This window comes from Streptomyces sp. NPDC006512 (assembly GCF_040611935.1).
Taxonomy (GTDB): domain Bacteria; phylum Actinomycetota; class Actinomycetes; order Streptomycetales; family Streptomycetaceae; genus Streptomyces.
In genome coordinates this window covers 1-18,899 of sequence record NZ_JBEXPG010000052.1, presented here as the reverse complement: position 1 = coordinate 18,899, position 18,899 = coordinate 1, and the positions used below count along the sequence as shown (strand labels likewise).

Sequence of the window (18,899 nt, the reverse complement as noted above, 5' to 3'; positions counted from 1 at the left end):
GCCCAGTCCGGCGCCGGTCGAGGGGTCTTTACCTCCCCGCCACGGTGTGTGGCGGCCCGGCCGGGTGGTCCGCTGCCCTGTTCGCGGGCGTTCGGACGCCGATTCGGGACGGTGCCGTGTCCTCCCGCGTCCTAATGCGGCGTTCCGTGCCAGGCGTGGCGGGCGCGTCTCACCGACCGGCGGGCGACAGCGCCTCGACCTGGAGCCGGATAGCTCCTACGAGTGACGCGGCCGGCTCCCGGACCGGGACGGCCGGGCCGACGACCGGGCCGCCCGTGCCGTGCTGGAGGCTCCTGTCGGGGGTCTGAGGGGGGCGGCGACGCAGCGCCGCGCGCCCGGCGGGGCTCTGCTGTGACCCTCAGGTCGCGGGGGCCGGGGACGTCGGAGGGCGGCGGATGAGGAAGGCCGCCAGGGAACCCGCCGCGAACAGGGCGATCAGGGAGACCGCGCCGCCGAGCCAGGTCGCTCCCAGCCACTGGGTACCGAAGTAGCCCAGGGCCACGCTGTAACCGGCCCAGCTCATGCCCGCCAGCACCGACCAGGGCAGGAACTCCCGCACCTTGCGCTGCGTCTTGCCCGCCCCCAGCGACACCACCGACCGGCCGGCCGGGGCGAAGCGGGCGATCACCACGAGGGCGCCCCCGCCCCTGGCCAGGGCCGTGCCGAGGCGTTCGTGGGCCCGGGTCAGCCGCCGCGAGCGGGCGATGGCCCGGTCCAGGCGGGCTCCGCCGCGCCGGGCCAGCCGGTACGCCGCCATGTCACCCAGGACGGACGCGGTCGTGGCGATCACGAGCAGCGCCATGATGTCCGGGACCTGCGCGGGAGTGCCCGCGGCCGCCGCGGCGGCCGCAGCCGTGATCACCAGTACCCCGCTCGGCAGCACCGGAAGGAACACGTCCAACACGACCGACACCGCCACCACGACGTAGATCCATGGGCTCGCGGTCAGCGACCCCAGCGTCTCAAGCAAGGCGGAACTCCCCAGTCCGAAGCGCCGCGTCGTCGCGGGGAGCGGCAGGGGCGGCTTGACAGCCATACAGCGTACGCCCGGAGCCGGATCCCCCGAGCCCCGGGGCCGCTCCCCGGAGCCTCCGCGCCACCGGAATCCGGGCCCCTGCCGGACGCCGCGCCCCGTCACCGCCGAAGGTCAGTCCGGTGCCGTTACTCCGCATCGGTGAGTTCGCGGTCCAGCACGGTCACCAGGCGCGCCCCCGACCGGCCCTTGCGGGCCTGGTCCAGTCCCAGCCGGGCGCTCCGGCCGGCCAGGGCCAGCGTCATCAGCTGGTTGCCGAACCACGGGCCACCCGTACGCCGCCAGCTCAGCGGCGGCCGCCCCGTCCGGCCGTGCCGGGAGAAGCCCCGCCCCAGCCACCGGCCCACCCGCGACCAGCCGAGCCGGAAGCCCAGCATCACCGCCGTGTGGATGGAGTTGTGCACCGGCGAGCAGGTCAGCTGGAACACCCGCGACGTGCTGGGTATTCGGGGCTCGGCCACGTACGCGTGGTGGACGTCCCCCGACAGCACGCACACCGTCGCCGGGGCGCGCGGGCCCGTCCCGACCTCCTCGATGAGGTCGCTCAGCGCCTCGAACGACCCGGGGAACGCCGCCCAGTGCTCCAGATCGCTGCGCCGCCGCAGGTTCTCGCCGATCCGCGCCCACCGGGGCCCCCGCTCGCCCCGGCACAGCGCGGCGTTCCACACTTCCGCGTCGTGGATCAGCGGCGGCATCAGCCACGGGAGCGAGGACCCGATCAGCAGGTGGTCGTACCCGCCGTGGCCCGTGAGCGCGTTCTCCCGCAGCCAGCGCTGCTCGGCCGGGTCGAGCATGGCCCGCCCGTCCTCGGCCAGCACCCGGGCCGCCCGGGTGTCGACCATCAGCAGCCGTGTCCGGCCGAAGTCCCGCCGGTAGCTCCAGCGCACCGAGGCCGGATCGGCGTCGGCGTCGGCCGCGAAGGCGCGCAGCGCGTCGGTGCCGTCCGGGGTGGCCCGTACCGCCGCGTACAGCGGGTCCGCCGCGAGCTCGGCGGGCGAGAGGTTGCCCAGGTGCTGGTGCACCCAGTACGACATCAGCCCACTGAGCACCCGCTCCGGCCACCACGGCGTGGCACGCATCTCCGCCAGCCAGGCCGCGCTCGTGTTCCAGTCGTCTATGACGTCGTGGTCGTCGAATATGTGCAGGCTGGGAACGGTCGACAGGAGCCAGCGGATCTCGGGGTCGAGCCAGGACTCGTAGTAGAGCCGGGTGTACTCCTCGTAGTCCGCCACCTGGGCGCCCGGCGCCTCGCGCAGGTCCCGGCGCGCCGCGAGCCACCGCCGGGTCTCCCGGGACAGCTGGTCGGCGTACACCTGGTCGCCGAGCAGCAGCAGGACGTCCGGCCGGACCGCCTCCGGGTCGGAGGCCAGCCGGGCCGCGAGCGTGTCGAGGGCGTCGGCGCCGTGCGGTCCGCGCTGGTCGGCGGGGGGCGCCGCCTGACGGCAGGAGCCGAAGGTGATCCGCACGCCCGGCGCGGGCCGTCCCGGGCCCCCGCCCACCGCAGGGGTGCTGATCGTGCTGGGCGGGAATCCGCTGCCGGCCGCGGGCCAGACGAGGATCCCGTCGAGCAGGACCTCGTAGGACGTGGTGGTGCCCGGGGCCAGGCCTGTCACCGGGACGAGCGCGTAGTGGTGGCCCGACACCTGGAAGGTGTGCGCGCTGCCGCCCGCGCCGTCGGCGCAACGCACTTCGGCGGTGCACGGGCGGTCCGCCTCCACCCATACGGTGGCGGAGCCGCCCGTGTCCCAGTCCACGTACCGCAGCAGCGGCCCCAGACGCAGTCCGGCCATCCCACTCCCCCTCCTCGCACATCCCCTGTGATCACGGTACGGGGTGGAGGGGGAGCCTGGCCTCCCCCTGGCGGGGGAGAAAACGCCCCCTCGTGGGGGAGGCGCGGAGGGCGGCGGTGGGGAGGGTCAGCAGCCGTTCAGGACGTTCGTCAGAGCCGTCTTCTCGCCGGCGTCCATGCGCAGGCCCCAGTACTGCTTCACCTGGACCCACATGCGGGCGTAAGTACAGCGGTAGGCGGTCCGCGACGGCAGCCACTTGCCGGGGTCGAGGTCGCCCTTGGCCTGGTTGACGTTGTCGGTGACCGCTATGAGCTGCGGGCGGGTGAGGTCGTTGGCGAACTGCTGGCGCTGGGCGGTGGTCCAGGAGTTGGCGCCCGACCGCCAGGCCTCGGCGAGCGGGACCATGTGGTCGATGTCGATGTCGGACGCGGCGGTCCACGTGGCGCCGTCGTACTCCGAGTACCAGCTTCCGCTGACGGAGGCGCAGGCGGAGTCGGTGACGACGTTCACGCCGTCCCGCTTGAGGACGGTCTCGCGGGTGTTGCAGGTGCCGGAGACGGTGCTCCAGTGCGGGAACAGGTCACGGCTGTACCCGCTGGTGGAACCTTCCGCCGCCGGCGTGACGGTGGCCAGGTAGGCGCGGGCGGCCGCGGCGCTGATGGGGGTGGGGGGAGCGGCCATGGCTCCGGGGGCGTTGACGAGCGAGGTGAGCGAGGCGAGGGCGACCGCGGACGCGAGGACTCCGGCGCGGCCGAGGTGACGCGCGTAGAAGGAGGGCATGCGGAACGAGGCGAGGGCCATGAGGGCTCCGTGGGTGCGGGGGGTGGTGGCCGTGCTGCCCCGGCGGGACGCGGCCATGCTGGCGCCGCTGGGTGTCGCTGGGGTGGGCGCCAGGTGACAGCGTGCCGACATGCGCACGTCACATCAAGCCATCCAATGCCCTGGAATCAAGGGGAAGTTGAGATTCCGCACACAGGGGAGGGGGCGAGGTGGGGCCAAGCTCGCATTCCGGACGCCGAGGGGGCGGTGGCGCCGTCGCGGTGCGGTGCGTGAGCTCCGGCTCGGGGGCTGCCGGGAGGTCAGCTGCCGTGCGCCGGGTCCGTGGTGGGGCGCGCCGGAGACGACGGGGTCCGGACCCGGCGCCTGAGGGGGGCGGCTCGCCGGTCGGTGCCGTTGCCGTCGCCGTGGTAGTTGTCGGTCCTGTCGCTGCTGGGCTGGGGCGGTACCTCGCGGACGTGGGGCGGTACTGGTCCGGCACGCCCTGTCGGGGGAGGGATTCGCCGCCACCACCGCTCGGCGGAGGGCCGGTCGCGAAGGGGGTCCGCCTGCGACGTGGCCTCCCCGGAGGTCGTTGCGTGCGGGGGTGACCTGGGGGAGGCGCCGCCCTCGCCGAGTGGCTGGTCAGGACCCCGAACTCGGCGTCATCGGCCGCAGAGGCGCGGAGTCGACGCGGCTGCGGGAGGCGGCGGTGCTGGTGCGCATGGTCCAGGAGCGACCCCGCCGCGACGGCCACGCCGATCTCCGGAGGGAGCGGGTCGACGGGCGCGAGGGGCGGTGACGGGGCCGGTCGTAACCCGGTGATCCGTTCGCCGCGCGGAGTGCGGGCCCCGGGTCCTGGGGGCCGACCGGGTGTGTGGGCGTGGGCGGCGGCGGGGTGGCGGGTGAGCCCGAGCGGGTCGGGGCTCCCGGGGCGCGCGCCCTCGCAAGGCGGGCGCCGCTGTGCTGGGCCGCGAAAGCGCGCCGGGACGTACCGGGATGTCCCGCTCGCCACCGGGGACGGAGCGGGCGCCGTCCTGCAGCCGCCGGGGGCGTGCCGGGGGAGTTCGCGGCTTGCCGGCTGTGGGGTGCGGGTGTGCCCGCTCGGTGGGTGGGCGGGGTGGTGTGGAGGCGCGGGAGGAGGCGCGGCGGGCTCGCCTGCTGGGGGTGACGTAGGCACCGTTTCGCGGTCCCGTGAGGGCGGGCCGTCCCGGCGAACTGCGCGGCTGGTTGTAGGGGGGGGGCGGGTGTGCCCGGCCGGCGGTTGGGCGGGTGTGGTGGAGGCGCCCGGGGTGGCGGTGGGAGGGGTGGCTCGCGCGCTGGGGCGGTGGGGCACCGTTCTGTGGACCGTCGGGGCGGTCGGTGGACTGCTCGGCCGGTAGCTGGGTGGGGTGTGGTGGAGGGCTCGGGGTGGCGGGGCGCCTGCTGGGGCGGCGCGGACGCCGTATCGCGGCTCGTGGGGGGAGTGCCGACGGAGGTCGTGGCTGGGTGCGGGTGTGCCCTGCCGGCGGTGGGCGGGTGTGGTGGAGGCGCCCGGGGTGGCGGTGGGAGGGGCGGCTCGCGCGCTGGGGTGGTGGGGGCACCGTTCTGCGGACCGTCGGGACGGTCGGCGGACTGCTGGGCCGGTAGCTGGGTGGGGTGTTGGGGAGGGCCCGGAGCGGAGGAGGGCGCGCTCTCACGCGGGTCGGCGCGCACCGTTTCTACGGAGCGGCGGGCCTTGCCAACGGAGGGGCCGCCGGGTGCGGCTGGGCTGGTCCGTGGGTGGTTGGGCGGGGCGGAGGGGGCGGGGCCGCCGGGGGTGCGGGTGTACCTCGCCGGCGACCGTCGGGGTGTGGGGGAGGGCCTGAGGGCGGAGGCCGGGCCTTGCTGACGCGAGGTCGGCGGGGGGACCGTTCTGCGGACCGGCGGGGCCGTGCCGGTGGAGGGGGCGGCTGGGCTGGTCCCTGGGTGGTCGGGCGCGGCGGAGGGGGCTGGGCGCTCGCCGGGGGTGCGGGTGTGCTCGGCCGGGGGATGGGCGGGGCTCGCTCACGCGGGGGCGCTGGGGCGTCGTTCTGCGGAGCGGCGGGGTCGTGCCGGTGGAGGGGCCGCTGGGTGCGGGTGGGCGGCCCGGGGGTGGGCGGGTGTGGTCGAGGGGACGGGCCCGCCGGGGGTGCGGGTGTGCCTGGCCGGTGGCTGGCGAGGTGTGGCGGAGGGCCTGGGGCGGAGGTGGGCGCGGGTCCATGCGGGTCGGCGGGGCGCCGTTCTGCGGACCGGCGGGCCTTGCCGGTGGAGGGGTGGTTGGGTGCGGGGGGCCGTCGGGGTGTTCGGGGTGGGGGCGGGAGGCTGTGGTTAGGCGGAGGGTGGGGTGAGGGTGAGGTGGATCGTGCCGTCGGGGGTGGTGTCGACGTGGACCGAGGTGAGGTCGGCTACGTGGGCCGTCGGGCCGTGGGCGGCGGCGCGGGGGCCGATGCCGATCACGCGCATGCCGGCGGCGAGGCCCGCGGCGATTCCAGCGCCGGAGTCCTCGAAGACGAGGCAGTCGGCCGGGTCCACGCCCAGTTCGGCGGCGCCCTTGAGGAAGCCCTCGGGGTCCGGCTTGCTCGCCGAGACGGACTCGGCGGTGACCCGCACGCGCGGCATCGGCAGTGCGGCCGCCGTCATCCGCGCCGTGGCGAGGGCTGCGTCGGCCGATGTGACCAGGGCGTGCGGCAGGGCGCCGATCGCCGCCATGAACTCCGGGGCGCCCCCGACGGGGACCACGCCGTCCGTGTCGGCGGTCTCCCGGGCGAGCATCACCGCGTTCTCGGCGTGGTTCAGCTCCACCGGGCGGTCGGGCAGCAGGATCGCCATGGTGGCGTAGCCCTGGCGGCCGTGGACCACCTTCAGCGCCTCGTGCGGGTCCAGCCCGTGCGACACCGCCCAGTCGCGCCAGCAGCGTTCGACCACCGCGTCGGAGTTGACGATGGTGCCGTCCATGTCCAGCAGCAGGGCCTTGGCGGTGAGGACGACGGGGGCGGTGGTGGTGCTGGCCGGCATCGGTGGGACTCCAGACGGGGCGGGAGAAAGAGAACAAGTGGTTCCGTCCACCGGTCAGGGATTGAGGACGGAACCACTTTGTTCCCACACGATACAAAACGGGGGGCGGTGCCCGCCACCGCGAGGGACGTGACTTATCCCTCCAAAGCGCGCCGGGTCGCCGGACCGTACACGCCCCACGGGTCCTCGTAGACGCCGTACTCCAACTGGAAGTCCTCGACGGCGCTGCGGACCGAACGGCCGAACTTGCCGTCGAACCTGCCGCGGTACAGACCCTGCTCCGCTAGCAGCCGTTGGAGCTTCTCCACCTCGGCGCCGGAGTCGCCGTGCCGCAGGGTCGGGGCCTGGGCGGGCGGCGGCGGAGGGGGCGGCGGCTTGGGGCTGGCCGAACGGCTGGGGCCGGCGGACGGCGTGGTGGTGGGCGCTGCCGACGAACGTGACGCGCTGGGGGAGGGGGACGCGGAGCGGGACGCGCTGGGCGATGCGGAGCGCGAGGCCGACGCGGACGGGCTCGCCGTCGGGCCGGTCGCCTCCTCCGAGGGGCCGGACGGGCCGACGGGGGCCACGCTGGCCGCGTACGCCGATGGTTTCGGGTCCTTCAGGGCCGCGTCGCCCGTCCCGGAGCCCGTGAAGCCCAGTGCCACGGCGACCGCACCGGCGGCTACCAGCGCACCTGCTCCGGCCAGGACGGGGACCAGTCGCCGGGACCGCTTGGCGGAACCCCGGTCGATGGCGCCCGCGGTTCGCGGGGGCTGCGGGGGAACGGCGCGCAGCTGCACCGTCTGGTCCGGCCACGCCAGTACCGGTATCCCGTACGCGGGCGTGTTCGGCTCCGCCGGGCCGGCGGGCGGCACCGGCGGAAGCAGGGTCGTCGCGGCTTCATCGGCCTGCGGGCCCGGGCCCGCAGCCGGGTCCGGAGCCGCCTCCGGCTGCCCGGACGCGTGCGCCGTGCCCTGCCCGGGCCGCAGTGGCGGGACGGCCCCCTGACCGGCGGCTGGGCCCGGGTTCGCCGCCCGCGGGACCGGTGCCGGGGTGTGCGGGACGTGCGACGGGTCGGCGGGCAGGTCGGCGGGTACCGGCTCCTGACCCGGCTCCTGACCCGGCGCCGGGCGCGGCGGGGTCGGCCCCTGTGCCTGGGGGGCACCCGGCGGGGTCGGGTCCGCCGGGAACGGGGGCCGGTCCGGGGTGTCGGAGGGCTGGGCGACCGCGCCCAGGACCGGCTGCGGCGGCGTCGGGCCGGGCTCCGCCTGCCCCTGGTCCGGCAGGGCCACGTAGGGGCGGATGCGCAGCGGGTTGAACCCCACCCCCGGCGTGCATCTGCACTCGACGCCCGCGGCGCCGCATTCTGGACAGCGCTCAGCGCTCACTGGTACCCCTCCCTGGCCAATGCCTGCGATTATGCAGACCCCTCAGGCCACACCCAACCCGTCCGACAGGCCATAACCGGACAGACCGCTCAGGATGGAGATGTTGATCCGGCCCGAGGAGGAGCCGATGGCTCAGGAAGTGACCACGCCGGCCGTGGACCCCGGTCCCGGCACCGAGCGCCCCTCCCGCGAGGTGCTCGTCTCGATCGGGGCCCTGCTGCTGGGCCTGCTGATCTCCAGCCTCGACCAGACCATCGTCTCCACCGCGCTCCCCACGATCGTCAGCGAACTCGGCGGCATGGACCACCTGTCCTGGGTGGTCACCGCCTACATGCTGGCCTCGACGGCGGCGACGCCGCTGTGGGGCAAGCTCGGTGACCAGTACGGACGCAAGAAGCTCTTCCAGTACGCCATCGTGATCTTCCTGGTGGGATCAGCCCTCTGCGGCCTCGCCCAGGACATGCCGCAGCTCATCGGCTTCCGTGCCCTCCAGGGACTGGGCGGCGGCGGGCTGATGGTCCTGTCCATGGCGATCGTCGGCGACATCGTCCCGCCGCGCGAGCGCGGCAAGTACCAGGGCCTGTTCGGTGCGGTGTTCGGTGCGACCAGCGTGCTCGGGCCGCTGCTGGGCGGTCTGTTCGTGGACCACCTCTCCTGGCGCTGGGTCTTCTACATCAACATCCCCATCGGTCTCGTCGCACTCGTCGTCATCGCCACGGCGCTGCGCATCCCGGCCCGCTCCTCCCGCCACACCATCGACTACCTGGGCACCTTCCTCATCGCCTGCGTCGCCACCTGCCTCGTGCTCGTGGCCTCCCTCGGCGGTACCTGGGGCTGGGGTTCGGCCCGGATCATCGGGCTCGCCGTCCTCGGCGCCGTGCTCCTGGCCGTCTTCGTGGCCGTCGAGCGGCGGGCCGCCGAACCTGTCCTGCCGCTCGGCCTGTTCCGCGTCCGCACCTTCACGCTCTGCTCGGTGATCAGCTTCGTCATCGGCTTCGCGATGTTCGGCGCGATGGTCTACCTGCCGACCTTCCTCCAGGTGGTGCGGGGCGTCTCACCCACCATGTCGGGCGTGCACATGCTGCCGATGGTGCTCGGCCTGCTGATCGCCTCCACCGCATCCGGGCAGATCGTCAGCCGCACGGGACGGTGGAAGGTCTTCCCCATCCTGGGCACCGGCGTCACCGCCGTGGGCCTGCTGCTCCTGCACCAGCTGCACCGCGACAGCTCCGACTGGGAGATGAGCGTCTACTTCTTCGTCTTCGGCGTGGGCCTCGGTCTCGTCATGCAGGTACTCGTCCTCGTCGTACAGAACTCGGTCAGCTACGCCGACCTCGGCGTCGCCACCTCCGGCGCCACCTTCTTCCGTTCCATCGGCGCCTCCTTCGGCGTCGCCATCTTCGGCACGGTCTTCACCAACCGGCTCGGCGACCAGCTCTCCGCCGCCCTGGCCGGCGTCGCGCTGCCACCGGGCGTGGACGTCGCCCAGCTGGAGGCCGATCCGCGGGCCGTCGCCCAACTGCCCGCCGAGGTGCGGACCCGAGTGCTCGACGCCTACTCCAACTCCATCACCGACGTCTTCCTCTACGCGGTGCCCGTGGTGCTGATCGCCTTCGTGATCGCCTGGTTCCTCAAGGAGGACAAGCTCCGCGCGTCCGTCACCGCGCCCGACGTGACGGAAACGCTCGCCTCCAACCCCGTCCAGCGCTCCTCCCACGAGGAGGTCGCCCGCGCGCTGTCCGTGCTGGGCACCCGCGAGGGCCGGCGGCACGTCTACGAGAAGATCACCGAGAAGGCCGGGTACGACCTGCTCCCCGCCGCGAGCTGGCTGCTGCTGCGGATCAACAAGTACGGCTCCGCCGAACCGGCGGTGCTCGCGGAACGCACCATCGTCCCGCTCAGGGCCGTCACGGACGCCGCCCGGCAGGTCGAGGAACGGGGGCTCGCCTCCCGCGACGGGATCGCGCTGGTCCTCACGGACCGGGGGCGGGTGGCCGCGCGCCGTCTCTCCGATGCCCGCCAGGAATCCCTGGCCGAGCTGCTCGGCGACTGGTGGGGGCCGGAACGCCCCACCGACCTGGTCAAACTGGTCGAGGAGATCAACCGGGAGCTGTGCGGATCCGACTCCGAGGAGCCGTACGACACGCTGGCGCGGAGGGACCACGCCGCGCACTGAGGGCGGCGGCGGTCAGGCGGAAGGGGCGGCCTGGACCAGGGGCTTTTCGAACCAGTGCTCGGCGTAGGGGCCGGAGTTGTAGGCCGGTATTTCCCGGTACCCGTGCCGCGCGTACAGGGCGCGGGCCTCGACGAGGTCGGACCGGGTGTCGAGGCGGACCCGCTCGGCGCCCATGGCCCGGCCCGCCTCCTCCAGCGCGCCGAGCAGGGCCGCCCCGCCGCCGGTGCCGCGGGCGCGCGGGTCGACGTACACCCGGGTGAGCTCGGCGGTGACGGGGTCGATGAGGCGGATGCCGCCGCAGGACATCGGCCGCCCGTCCAGTCGCCCGACCAGGAAACGGCCCGCCGGTGGGGCCAGGTCGTCCGCCGGGAAGTCCAGCATCCCCTGGTCGATCTCGGCCTCGGTGACGGACCGCTTCCAGTAGCGGCCGGCCACCTCGGCGTAGTACGCGCGCCGCAGGGTGGTCGCGTCCGGGGTGGTGTAGGGCTCCGGGACGACGCTCCAGGCGCCGGGGGCGGGGGTCGTGAGGGTGACGGGGGTCGTCGTCGGCGTCGTCGAGGTCGTCGAGGTCATGGAGGTCGTCGAGGTCGTCGGGGTCCTGGTGATGATCGCGTCGGTGTTCATGTCGCCATTGTGGAGCGGGGTCCGCGTCGGCCGCGTGGAATATCCACAGGCACGGGTCGATGATGAGGAAAGGTGAAAATACGGCAAATGGAGGGTGTGAGAGGCATGGCGGAGCATCCGGACTGTGCGCTGGTCCGCCGGGGCTACGAGGCCTTCGGCAGGGGCGACATGGAGACGCTGGGCACCCTGATGACGGCTGACGTCATCCACCACGTACCCGGCAGCAGCCCGCTCTCCGGGCACCACAAGGGTCGGGAGGCGGTCCTCGACCTCTACCGGCGGCTCGGCGAGGAAACCCGCGGCACCCTCCGGATCCGCCTGGACAAGGTCCTGGCGGACGGCCGGGGGCACGTGATGGCGTTCCACCTGGCGCAGGGCGACCGCGGCGACCGGGGCATCGAGATCCACGAAGGCCTCTTCTTCACCATCGTCGGCGGGAAGATCACGGACGTCGACCAGTGCACGGAGGACATCGACGAGTCGGACGGGTTCTGGGGGTAGCGGGGCTTCCGGCCGCCCGGCCAGCCGCCCGGCCGGCCGCCCGGGTGCCGGGTGCGGTGCCCGCCGGATTCGGCGCCGGCCGGGCAGGGCGCACCCGGGGGCGGGGCTCCGGCGGCCCGAGCGGGCCGTAGGCGAAAGGCGAAAGTCGATAGGCGATAGCCGTCCCGGAGGCCCGGAGGCCCGGAGCCCCGGAGCCCCGGGTCACCCCGAGGGGTGGCCGCGGGGCGGCCGCCGCAGCCGTTCGGCCGGGACCGCCCCGCCCCCCAACCCTCCGCCGTCAGGCCTGCTTAGGCCCCGTCTGCTGGACCACCTCGAAGGACCAGACCGAGGAGGCGGAGGACGCCGGCTTCGGGCGGTCGCCGCCCGCCGGGCCCTGGTGGGCGGCCTTCATCGGGCCCTCCATCCACGCCTGGAAGTCCTCCTCCGAGCGCCACCGGGTGTACACGAGGTACTGGTCGGTGCCCTCGACGGGACGCAGCAGCTCGAACCACTCGAAGCCGTCCGAGCCCTCGACGGTGCCCGCCCGGGAGGCGAAGCGCTTCTCCAGGACCTCCCGCTGCTCGGCCGGCACGGTCAGGGCGTTGATCTTCACGATGCTCATGGACGCCATCCTAGGTATCCCCGCGGGGGATATCGTCGTCCAGGTAGTCAAACGCGGTACGCAGCGCGGCAGCCAGGCGAAGTCGGGGTCGCGGTCGACGGGGCGACAGGTCGGGAGGACGACGGGGCGTGGCTGACGCGGCGGAGCACGGCGGTGCGAACGGACGTGCCGGGGCCATAGGCGGTGGCGGCGCACGGCTGGGCGCGGTGCGCCTGGTCCTGTGGGTGCTGGCCGGGGCACTCGCCGTCAGACAGGCCGCTGCCGTGCTGCGGGTGCCGCCCGGCGAGTGGCTCGGCGGCTTCCACCTCCCCGGCAGCCTGCCCGGTTCGCTCTACGACGCGGGCCAGTTCACCGGTACTCCCTTCGCGGGCCTCGTCCTGAAGCCGCTGACCGGTTTCGCCGCCCCCTCCCTGGAGGTGGCCTGGACCTGCGTGACCCTGCTCTTCGTCGCCGCGATCGGGCTCGTCGCCGCGCGCGGTCTACCCGACCCCGTGCCCCGCCGCACGGCTCTGCTCGCCGCGCCCCTGGCGGTCGCGGTGATGATGGTCTCGCTGCCCGTCCGCGAGGCCGCCTCCCCGGGGCAGACCGCGGTGCTGCCCGTGTTGCTGGTGCTGCTGGCCGTGTTCCGGGTACCCGGCGACCGCCCCGCCGGCTTCCTCCTCGGCCTCGCCGCCGCCCTCCAGCCGCCCCTGCTGGTCTTCGCCGCGCTGCTGTGGCTCACCGGCCGTCGCCCCTCCGCGCAGGCCGCCGCCGTCACCTTCGCCGGCGCCACCGCCCTGTCCTGGGCCTCCCTGCCGCGCGACTCCTGGACGTACTGGGTCGAGCACGTCGCCGGCACCGGCCTCGGTGGAGCCCCGGACGGCCTCGCCAACCAGTCCCTCCACGGCGCGCTGCTGCGCCTCGGCCTCGGCGGCCCCGCCGAGATCGCCCTCTACCTCGCCCTCGCCGCGGCCGTCACCTGGTTCGGCCTGCGCCGCGCGGCCCGCTACGCCCGCGACGGCCAGCTGCTGCTCGCCGTCGCCGTCACGGGCTGCGTGGCCGTCGCCGTCTCCCCGGCCGGCTGGCGCCACCAGCTGCTGTGGGTGCTGCTCGCGGTGGCCGGCAAGGTCGGCGAGCGGGCCGCCGACCGGCGCGTGTGGCCGGTCGCCGTCGTCCTCGCCATGACCCTGCCGAGCTCGGTCCTGCTGCCGAACATGACCGCGCTGGCCCCCGTACGGGACAACGTGCCGCTCCTGACGGCCCTCGCCGCCGCCTGCGCCGTGCCGTTCCTGCCGCGCTCCTCGCCGTACTGGCGCGCGCCCGTGCCCACCGTCCACGTGCGTCCCGGGGCGTCCCGCTGGGCGCGGGTACCGCTGCTGCCGTTCTGGCGGCGGGTGATGACCCGGCCCAACCTGCTGCTGGAACTGCTGCTGATACGGGTCGGCTACTCGCTCTACTCGCACATCCGCGCCGCCGCCCCCGCGAGCCGCCCGCTCGCCGAGGGCAACGCCGCCGAGGTCCACGGGATCGAGCGGGCGCTCGGCATCGACATCGAGCACGCCGTGAACCACGCCGTGGTGAACACGCCCTGGCTGGAGGCGTTCTTCAACTTCTACTACACCTCCTTCCACTTCGTGGTCCCGCTGGGCATCCTGGGCGTCCTGTACTGGCGCCGGCCCGGCGACTACCGCTGGGCCCGCGCCTCGCTCGGCCTCGCCACCGTCCTCGCCCTCTTCGGTTTCTGGCTGTACCCGCTCGCGCCGCCGCGCCTGATGCCCGGCCTCGGCTTCATCGACACCGTGCACGGTGTGCAGGACCTGGCGAACCCCTCGTACGGGGCGATGACCGCGATCTCCAACCAGTACGCGGCGATGCCCTCGCTGCACTTCGGCTGGTCACTGTGGTGCGGGATCGTCATCGTGGTCCTCGCGCCGAAGGGCTGGCAGAAGCTGCTGGGCGTGCTGCACCCGCTGATCACGGTGTGCGCGATCGTCGCCACGGCCAACCACTGGGTCCTCGACGCGGTGGGCGGCGCGCTCGTCGTCGCCGCGGGCTTCGCTCTGGTCCACGTCCTGTCCGGGCCGCGGGGCGTGCGGGTGAGCCTGCCCGCGCAGCGCGCGGCGGCCGCCCGGGAAGAGGCCCGCGCCCCCGCGCGTACCTGACCCCCGACCCGGGGGAGGGGAGGAGCCTGCGGCCGTCCCGGCCCCGGACGTGCCGGAGGGGCGCCCGGGCGTCACCGCCCCGGCGCCCCTCCGATGGATCGCCGCGTCCTGTCAGGATCGGGCCCCCGGTGCGATCGCGCCACTCGGGCGGTCACGCCGGGCGGCGGGCGGCAGGGGCCGGGGCGTGGGTGGAACGGCCCCTGCCGCCCGGGAACCGGTGCGGTCGCGCGTGCTCAACCGCGGGTGACCCGGAGTTCCTTGATGCCGTTGAGCCAGGCGGCGCGCAGGCGGCGCGGGTCCTCGCCGGTGAGGCGCAGGTCGGGCAGGACGTCGGCGAGGGCGTTGAAGATCAGGTCGATCTCCATGATGGCCAGGGACTTGCCGAGGCAGAAGTGCGGGCCGCCGCCGCCGAAGCCGAGGTGCGGGTTCGGGTCGCGGGTGACGTCGAAGCGGCCGGGGTCGGTGAAGACCTCGGGGTCGTGGTTGGCGGAGGAGTAGAACATGCCCACCCGGTCGCCCGCCTTGATCTTCTGGCCGCCCAGTTCGGTGTCCTGGGTGGCGGTGCGCTGGAAGGACACCACCGGGGTGGCCCAGCGCACGATCTCCTCGGCCGCGGTGGCCGGCCGGGTCTCCTTGTACAGCTCCCACTGGTCGGGGTGGGTGAGGAAGGCGTGCATGCCGTGGCTGATGGCGTTGCGGGTGGTCTCGTTGCCCGCGACCGCGAGCAGCAGGACGAAGAAGCCGAACTCGTCGGAGCCGAGGTTGCCCTGGCCCTCGGCGGCGACCAGCTGCGTGACGATGTCCTTGGCCGGACACTCCTTGCGTGCGGCGGCCAGGTTCATCGCGTAGCCGATGAGTTCCATGGCCGCGTTCGCGCCGACCTCTTCGGTGATCGCGTACTCGGGGTCGTCGTAGGCGATCATCTTGTTCGACCAGTCGAAGATCCGCGCCCGGTCCTCCTGCGGCACGCCGATCAGTTCGGCGATGGCCTGGAGGGGGAGTTCGCAGGCGACTTGCGTGACGAAGTCGAAGCTGCCGTCGGCCGACGCCGCCAGGGCCTCGTCGGCGATCTTCCGGGCCCGGTCGCGCAGGGCCTGTTCCAGGCCGCGGATGGCACGCGGGGTGAAGCCCCGCTGCACGATCTGGCGTACGCGCGTGTGTTCCGGCGGATCCATGTTCAGCATGATCAGTCGCTGGGCATCAATGGCATCGCGCGGGATGTGCTCGTTGAAGCGGATGATCGCGGTGTTGGTGGTGGAGGAGAAGAGTTCCGGGTGCGTGGAGACGTACTTGACGTCCGCGTGCCGGGTCACGACCCAGTAGCCCTCGTCGTCGAAGCCGGTGATGCCCCGCCGCTGCGGGCACCACCACACGGGCGCGGTCTGCCTCAGCTGGGCGAACTCCGGGAGGGGGACGCGGCTTTGGAGCAGATCGGGGTCGGTGGCGTCGAAGCCTTCGGGCAGCGCGGGGCAGGACATCGGGGCAACTCCAAAGTCTGACGGACCATCAGAAGTTGGCTTGAAGGTAGTAACGAGTTCTACAAGTGACAAGGGTCGGAACGCCAACTGTTGCGTGTGGAATCCGTGGAGCCGTGTGCACGACCCTTGCGTGCCGGGGGTCCAGGTCATAAGACTGCGGGGGAGAACTAGAACGCGTACTAGTTCGGGCGGGGCGCCGGGACGGCCCGCCGCGCTGGCGCTGTGCAGGAGAGGACGAGCTCATGGCCGCGGAACCCGTCATCGTCGAAGCCGTACGCACCCCCATCGGGAAACGCGGGGGCGCGCTGGCCAACCTCCATCCCGCCTACCTCCTCGGCGAGACCTACCGCGAACTCCTCGCCCGGACCGGAATCCAGCCCGACTGCGTCGAACAGATCGTCGGCGGCACCGTCACCCACGCCGGCGAACAGTCCATGAACCCCGCCCGCAACGCCTGGCTCGCCATGGGACTCCCGTACGAGACCGCCGCGACCACCGTGGACTGTCAGTGCGGCAGCTCCCAGCAGGCGAACCACATGGTCGCCAACATGATCTCCGGCGGGGTCATCGACGTCGGCATCGCCTGCGGCGTCGAGGCCATGAGCCGCGTCCCGCTGGGATCCGGCTCCAAGCACGGCCCGGGCAAGCCCTTCCCCGACGAATGGAACGTCGACCTCCCGAACCAGTTCGAGGCCGCCGAGCGCATAGCCCGCCACCGCGGCCTCACCCGCGAGGACGTCGACGCGCTGGGCGTGCTCTCCCAGGAGCGGGCCGCGGCCGCCTGGGCCGAGGAACGCTTCAAGCGCGAGACCTTCGCCGTCCAGGTCCCCACCACCGAGGCCGAGCAGGCGGCGGGCCAGGGCATGTGGCGCCTGGTCGACCGGGACGAGGGCATGCGCGACACCAGCATGGAGGGCCTGGCCCGGCTCAAGCCCGTCATGCCGACGGCCGTGCACACCGCCGGGAACTCCTCGCAGATCTCCGACGGAGCCGCCGCCGTCATGTGGGCCTCGCGCAAGATGGCCCGGGCGCTCAAGCTGCGCCCGCGCGCCCGCATCGTCGCCCAGGCGCTGGTCGGGTCCGACCCGCACTTCCACCTCGACGGTCCGATCGACGCCACGCGGGCCGTACTGGGCAAGGCGGGCATGTCGCTCCGGGACATCGACCTCGTCGAGATCAACGAGGCCTTCGCCTCCGTGGTCCTCAGCTGGGCCAAGGTCTTCGACCAGGACCTGGAGAAGGTCAACGTCAACGGGGGCGGCATCGCGCTCGGCCACCCCGTCGGCGCCACCGGAGCCCGCCTCATCATCACCGCGCTGCACGAGCTGGAGCGGCGCGACAAGGAGTTCGCCCTGATCACCATGTGCGCGGGCGGCGCGCTGGCCACGGGGACGATCATTCAGCGCCTCTAGGGACTGTCAGCCGACGCCGGACCGGCGGCCCCGGCCCCCTCCTCCGTACGCGGACGGGGGCCGGGGCCGCCGGGCGCCGCGTTCCCGGTGGCTGCCCGGCTTCATGTAGCCGACCGGGCCGCTGCCGATCACCTCCTGGGCCCCCTCGCGCAGGTGCGGGTGCATCACGGTGAGCTGAGCGCCGCGCCGCTCGCCGACACTGGCCCGGCGTCCAGTCGAATGTCCCGAATCCCGGCGCCGCCCCTCCAGTTGGACCCGATCTCGATCAACCCTAGGATGAGCCGTCGAGATCGATCTACGGGGGCCGGGCTGTGTCGACCATGCCGCGAGAAGGCAGCACGGAAGCGTCGCCGGGCCGCAGTAGGTGACGGCTGCGGCACCTACTTCCGAGGCGTGGCGCTGCCTCCAGGGCATGTCCCCGGACGCGCTGACCGGGGTGCCGCGCCAGCCTCCCGACGCGTCGGCCTCGGCCGGACCCGACGACGAACTGCGCGGGCACCGGTTTCGCCGCCCTCGTCTTGGCCTTCCACGCCCGCGACCATCACGACCGGGCGACCTGGCGCCGGTGCTCACGGCCGGGACCGGGGCCAACCCACCGGGCGTGGCACGCTGCCCCTTCCACCCTGGCTCGGAGCTGCCGGCGGCCCTGGCCCGCCTGCCGGCCCGGGAAGTACCCGGCGTACGGTTCGCGCTGCGCCCCGAGTTCGCCGTAACCCCGGAGGCGGCGGACCGGCGCCGCCCGATCCGGCTCGGCACGGTCCCACGCATTTTCGTGAATCCGAATGGATCATCAACCGCCCGGGAGGCGACGTACATGGATAGTCAGCTGAGTGTCCGGCTGAAGGGGGCCTTCTCCAAGGGAGGGCTTTCGGTGTTCCGCGACCAGGTGGGGCTGGCTCGGCGCGGTCGTGTCAATGACGACTGGGACGCGGAGCTCGGGAGGCTGGAGCTGCGCGCCAAGGAGGAGGGCCGGGTGAAACTGTCGCTGTGGCGCTACGCGGATGACGACTGGCTGGTCTCCCTCGTCTACGCGCGCGACCCGCTGCCCGCCGACGAGGTGGAGGCGCTGCGGCGAAGGATTCTGGACGCGGCGGCCCACGCGGGGCTGACCGTCACGGCCCAGGTCCCCTCCTAGTACCCGGAAGGGCGAGAGCATGACGAAAGCGGAGTTCTACGTTTCGGCCGACGTCGAGGCCGACGGGCCGGTGCCCGGGCCGTTCTCGATGTCGAGCTTCGGTCTGGCGGTGGCGGGGGTCCGCGACGGGGACGGGTTCCGGGCGGTCGATCCCGCCGAGCGCACCTTCTACGCCGAGCTGAAGCCGATCAGTGACGCCTTCGACCCGGAGGCCCTGGCGGTCAGCGGCCTGGACCGGGGGCTGCTGGCGCGGGAAGGGCGGGATCCGGCCGAAGCGATGAACGGTGCGGCCGCGTGGCTGGCCACCGTGTCGCAAGAGCTGGGCGCCACGCCGGTGTTCGTCGCCTACCCGCTGGGTTACGACTGGATGTGGATGTACTGGTACTTCATGCGGTTCGCGGACGGCGGTTCGCCGTTCGGCCATTCCCGCTGCATGGACCTGAAGTCGTTGTACGCGGCCAAGGCCGACGTGCGGATCGGGGAGGCGACGAAGCGGTCGATGCCGGGTCACCTGCTGTCTACGCGTCCCCACACGCACAACGCCCTGGACGACGCGATCGAGCAGGGCGAGCTCTTCCAGAACCTGATGCGCTGGGAGGGCCCCGCGTAGCCCGCTGGGGAGCGTCGCGGTCGTGTCCGCATCCGCACATGCAGAACGCCCGGCTGAGGATCCTCGGCCGGGCGTCTGTCGGTGCGCTGCCGCACCGCTGGTGCGGGGGCGCGTGCGGGTGGTGCTGTTGTGGTCTCTGCTGCCACTGGGGTGCCTAGCCGGGTCGGCTTAGTACCAGTGGTGGGTCTGCCAGAAGTTCCAGGCGCCGACGGGGCTGCCGTAGCGGGAGTTCATGTAGTCCAGGCCCCACTTGATCTGGG

Annotated in this window: 16 protein-coding genes and 1 pseudogene; 7 read left to right on the top strand and 10 right to left on the bottom strand. The window is 73.6% G+C overall.

The features are described from left to right. Positions 1–358 precede the first annotated feature (358 nt). From ABZZ17_RS29665 to ABZZ17_RS29655, 3 genes are all read right to left on the bottom strand, one after another. Positions 359–970, bottom strand: coding sequence for a VTT domain-containing protein (locus ABZZ17_RS29665; protein WP_356880437.1), 612 nt, complete (start codon positions 968–970; stop codon positions 359–361). 191 nt (positions 971–1,161) lie between these two features. Continuing rightward, the gene (locus ABZZ17_RS29660) at positions 1,162–2,823 is read right to left on the bottom strand and encodes an alkaline phosphatase D family protein (RefSeq protein WP_356880435.1); all 1,662 of its coding nucleotides are present in this window, start codon (positions 2,821–2,823) and stop codon (positions 1,162–1,164) included. Between the two features lie 126 nt (positions 2,824–2,949). Beyond that, positions 2,950–3,603: an HNH endonuclease family protein gene (locus tag ABZZ17_RS29655; protein ID WP_356880516.1), complete on the bottom strand. Its 654-nt coding sequence runs from the start codon at positions 3,601–3,603 to the stop codon at positions 2,950–2,952. Positions 3,604–4,216: 613 nt separating this feature from the next. On the opposite strand from ABZZ17_RS29655, the gene ABZZ17_RS29650 reads away from it, so the two are divergent. Next, positions 4,217–4,381 (top strand): hypothetical protein, encoded by a 165-nt coding sequence (locus ABZZ17_RS29650; RefSeq protein ID WP_356880433.1) that lies wholly within the window; start codon positions 4,217–4,219, stop codon positions 4,379–4,381. Positions 4,382–5,907: 1,526 nt separating this feature from the next. Here the strand turns inward: ABZZ17_RS29650 and ABZZ17_RS29645 are convergent. Together ABZZ17_RS29645 and ABZZ17_RS29640 are read right to left on the bottom strand one after the other, a co-directional pair. Beyond that, positions 5,908–6,594 (bottom strand): HAD-IA family hydrolase, encoded by a 687-nt coding sequence (locus ABZZ17_RS29645; protein ID WP_356880431.1) that lies wholly within the window; start codon positions 6,592–6,594, stop codon positions 5,908–5,910. A gap of 134 nt (positions 6,595–6,728) precedes the next feature. Next, on the bottom strand, positions 6,729–7,961 hold the full coding sequence (locus tag ABZZ17_RS29640) for a peptidoglycan-binding protein (protein WP_356880429.1): 1,233 nt from the start codon (positions 7,959–7,961) through the stop codon (positions 6,729–6,731). Between the two features lie 100 nt (positions 7,962–8,061). On the opposite strand from ABZZ17_RS29640, the gene ABZZ17_RS29635 reads away from it, so the two are divergent. Further along, entirely contained in the window at positions 8,062–10,137 is a 2,076-nt protein-coding gene (locus tag ABZZ17_RS29635) for an MFS transporter (protein WP_356880514.1), read from the top strand. Positions 10,138–10,149: 12 nt separating this feature from the next. Here ABZZ17_RS29635 and ABZZ17_RS29630 read toward each other — a convergent pair whose 3' ends face one another. Beyond that, positions 10,150–10,761, bottom strand: a complete 612-nt coding sequence (locus ABZZ17_RS29630) for a GNAT family N-acetyltransferase (RefSeq protein ID WP_356880427.1) — start codon at positions 10,759–10,761, stop codon at positions 10,150–10,152. 105 nt (positions 10,762–10,866) lie between these two features. Here ABZZ17_RS29630 and ABZZ17_RS29625 point away from each other — a divergent pair, with 105 nt between their 5' ends. Further along, positions 10,867–11,262, top strand: a complete 396-nt coding sequence (locus ABZZ17_RS29625) for a nuclear transport factor 2 family protein (RefSeq protein ID WP_356880425.1) — start codon at positions 10,867–10,869, stop codon at positions 11,260–11,262. 277 nt (positions 11,263–11,539) lie between these two features. On the opposite strand, the gene ABZZ17_RS29620 is transcribed toward ABZZ17_RS29625, so the two are convergent. Then, the gene (locus tag ABZZ17_RS29620; RefSeq protein ID WP_356880423.1) at positions 11,540–11,863 is read right to left on the bottom strand and encodes an antibiotic biosynthesis monooxygenase; all 324 of its coding nucleotides are present in this window, start codon (positions 11,861–11,863) and stop codon (positions 11,540–11,542) included. 128 nt (positions 11,864–11,991) lie between these two features. Here ABZZ17_RS29620 and ABZZ17_RS29615 point away from each other — a divergent pair, with 128 nt between their 5' ends. Continuing rightward, positions 11,992–14,004 (top strand): bifunctional glycosyltransferase 87/phosphatase PAP2 family protein, encoded by a 2,013-nt coding sequence (locus tag ABZZ17_RS29615; protein ID WP_356880421.1) that lies wholly within the window; start codon positions 11,992–11,994, stop codon positions 14,002–14,004. Positions 14,005–14,237: 233 nt separating this feature from the next. On the opposite strand, the gene ABZZ17_RS29610 is transcribed toward ABZZ17_RS29615, so the two are convergent. Beyond that, positions 14,238–15,482: a cytochrome P450 gene (locus ABZZ17_RS29610; RefSeq protein ID WP_356880419.1), complete on the bottom strand. Its 1,245-nt coding sequence runs from the start codon at positions 15,480–15,482 to the stop codon at positions 14,238–14,240. A gap of 242 nt (positions 15,483–15,724) precedes the next feature. Here ABZZ17_RS29610 and ABZZ17_RS29605 point away from each other — a divergent pair, with 242 nt between their 5' ends. Further along, positions 15,725–16,894, top strand: coding sequence for a steroid 3-ketoacyl-CoA thiolase (locus ABZZ17_RS29605; protein WP_356880417.1), 1,170 nt, complete (start codon positions 15,725–15,727; stop codon positions 16,892–16,894). Between the two features lie 6 nt (positions 16,895–16,900). Here ABZZ17_RS29605 and ABZZ17_RS29600 read toward each other — a convergent pair whose 3' ends face one another. Further along, positions 16,901–17,059 carry a hypothetical protein gene (locus ABZZ17_RS29600; RefSeq protein WP_356880415.1) on the bottom strand — a complete coding sequence of 53 codons (159 nt, stop codon included), beginning with the start codon at positions 17,057–17,059 and terminating at the stop codon, positions 16,901–16,903. A gap of 649 nt (positions 17,060–17,708) precedes the next feature. Here ABZZ17_RS29600 and ABZZ17_RS29595 point away from each other — a divergent pair. Then, the gene (locus tag ABZZ17_RS29595; protein WP_356880413.1) at positions 17,709–18,029 is read left to right on the top strand and encodes a hypothetical protein; all 321 of its coding nucleotides are present in this window, start codon (positions 17,709–17,711) and stop codon (positions 18,027–18,029) included. 19 nt (positions 18,030–18,048) lie between these two features. Further along, a complete protein-coding gene (locus ABZZ17_RS29590) occupies positions 18,049–18,639 on the top strand; it encodes an exonuclease (protein ID WP_356880411.1) in 591 nt (196 codons plus the stop codon). A 168-nt stretch (positions 18,640–18,807) separates the two neighbouring features. On the opposite strand, the pseudogene ABZZ17_RS29585 reads toward ABZZ17_RS29590, so the two are convergent. Continuing rightward, positions 18,808–18,899 (bottom strand): annotated as a pseudogene (locus ABZZ17_RS29585) (lytic transglycosylase domain-containing protein); the annotation flags it as partial.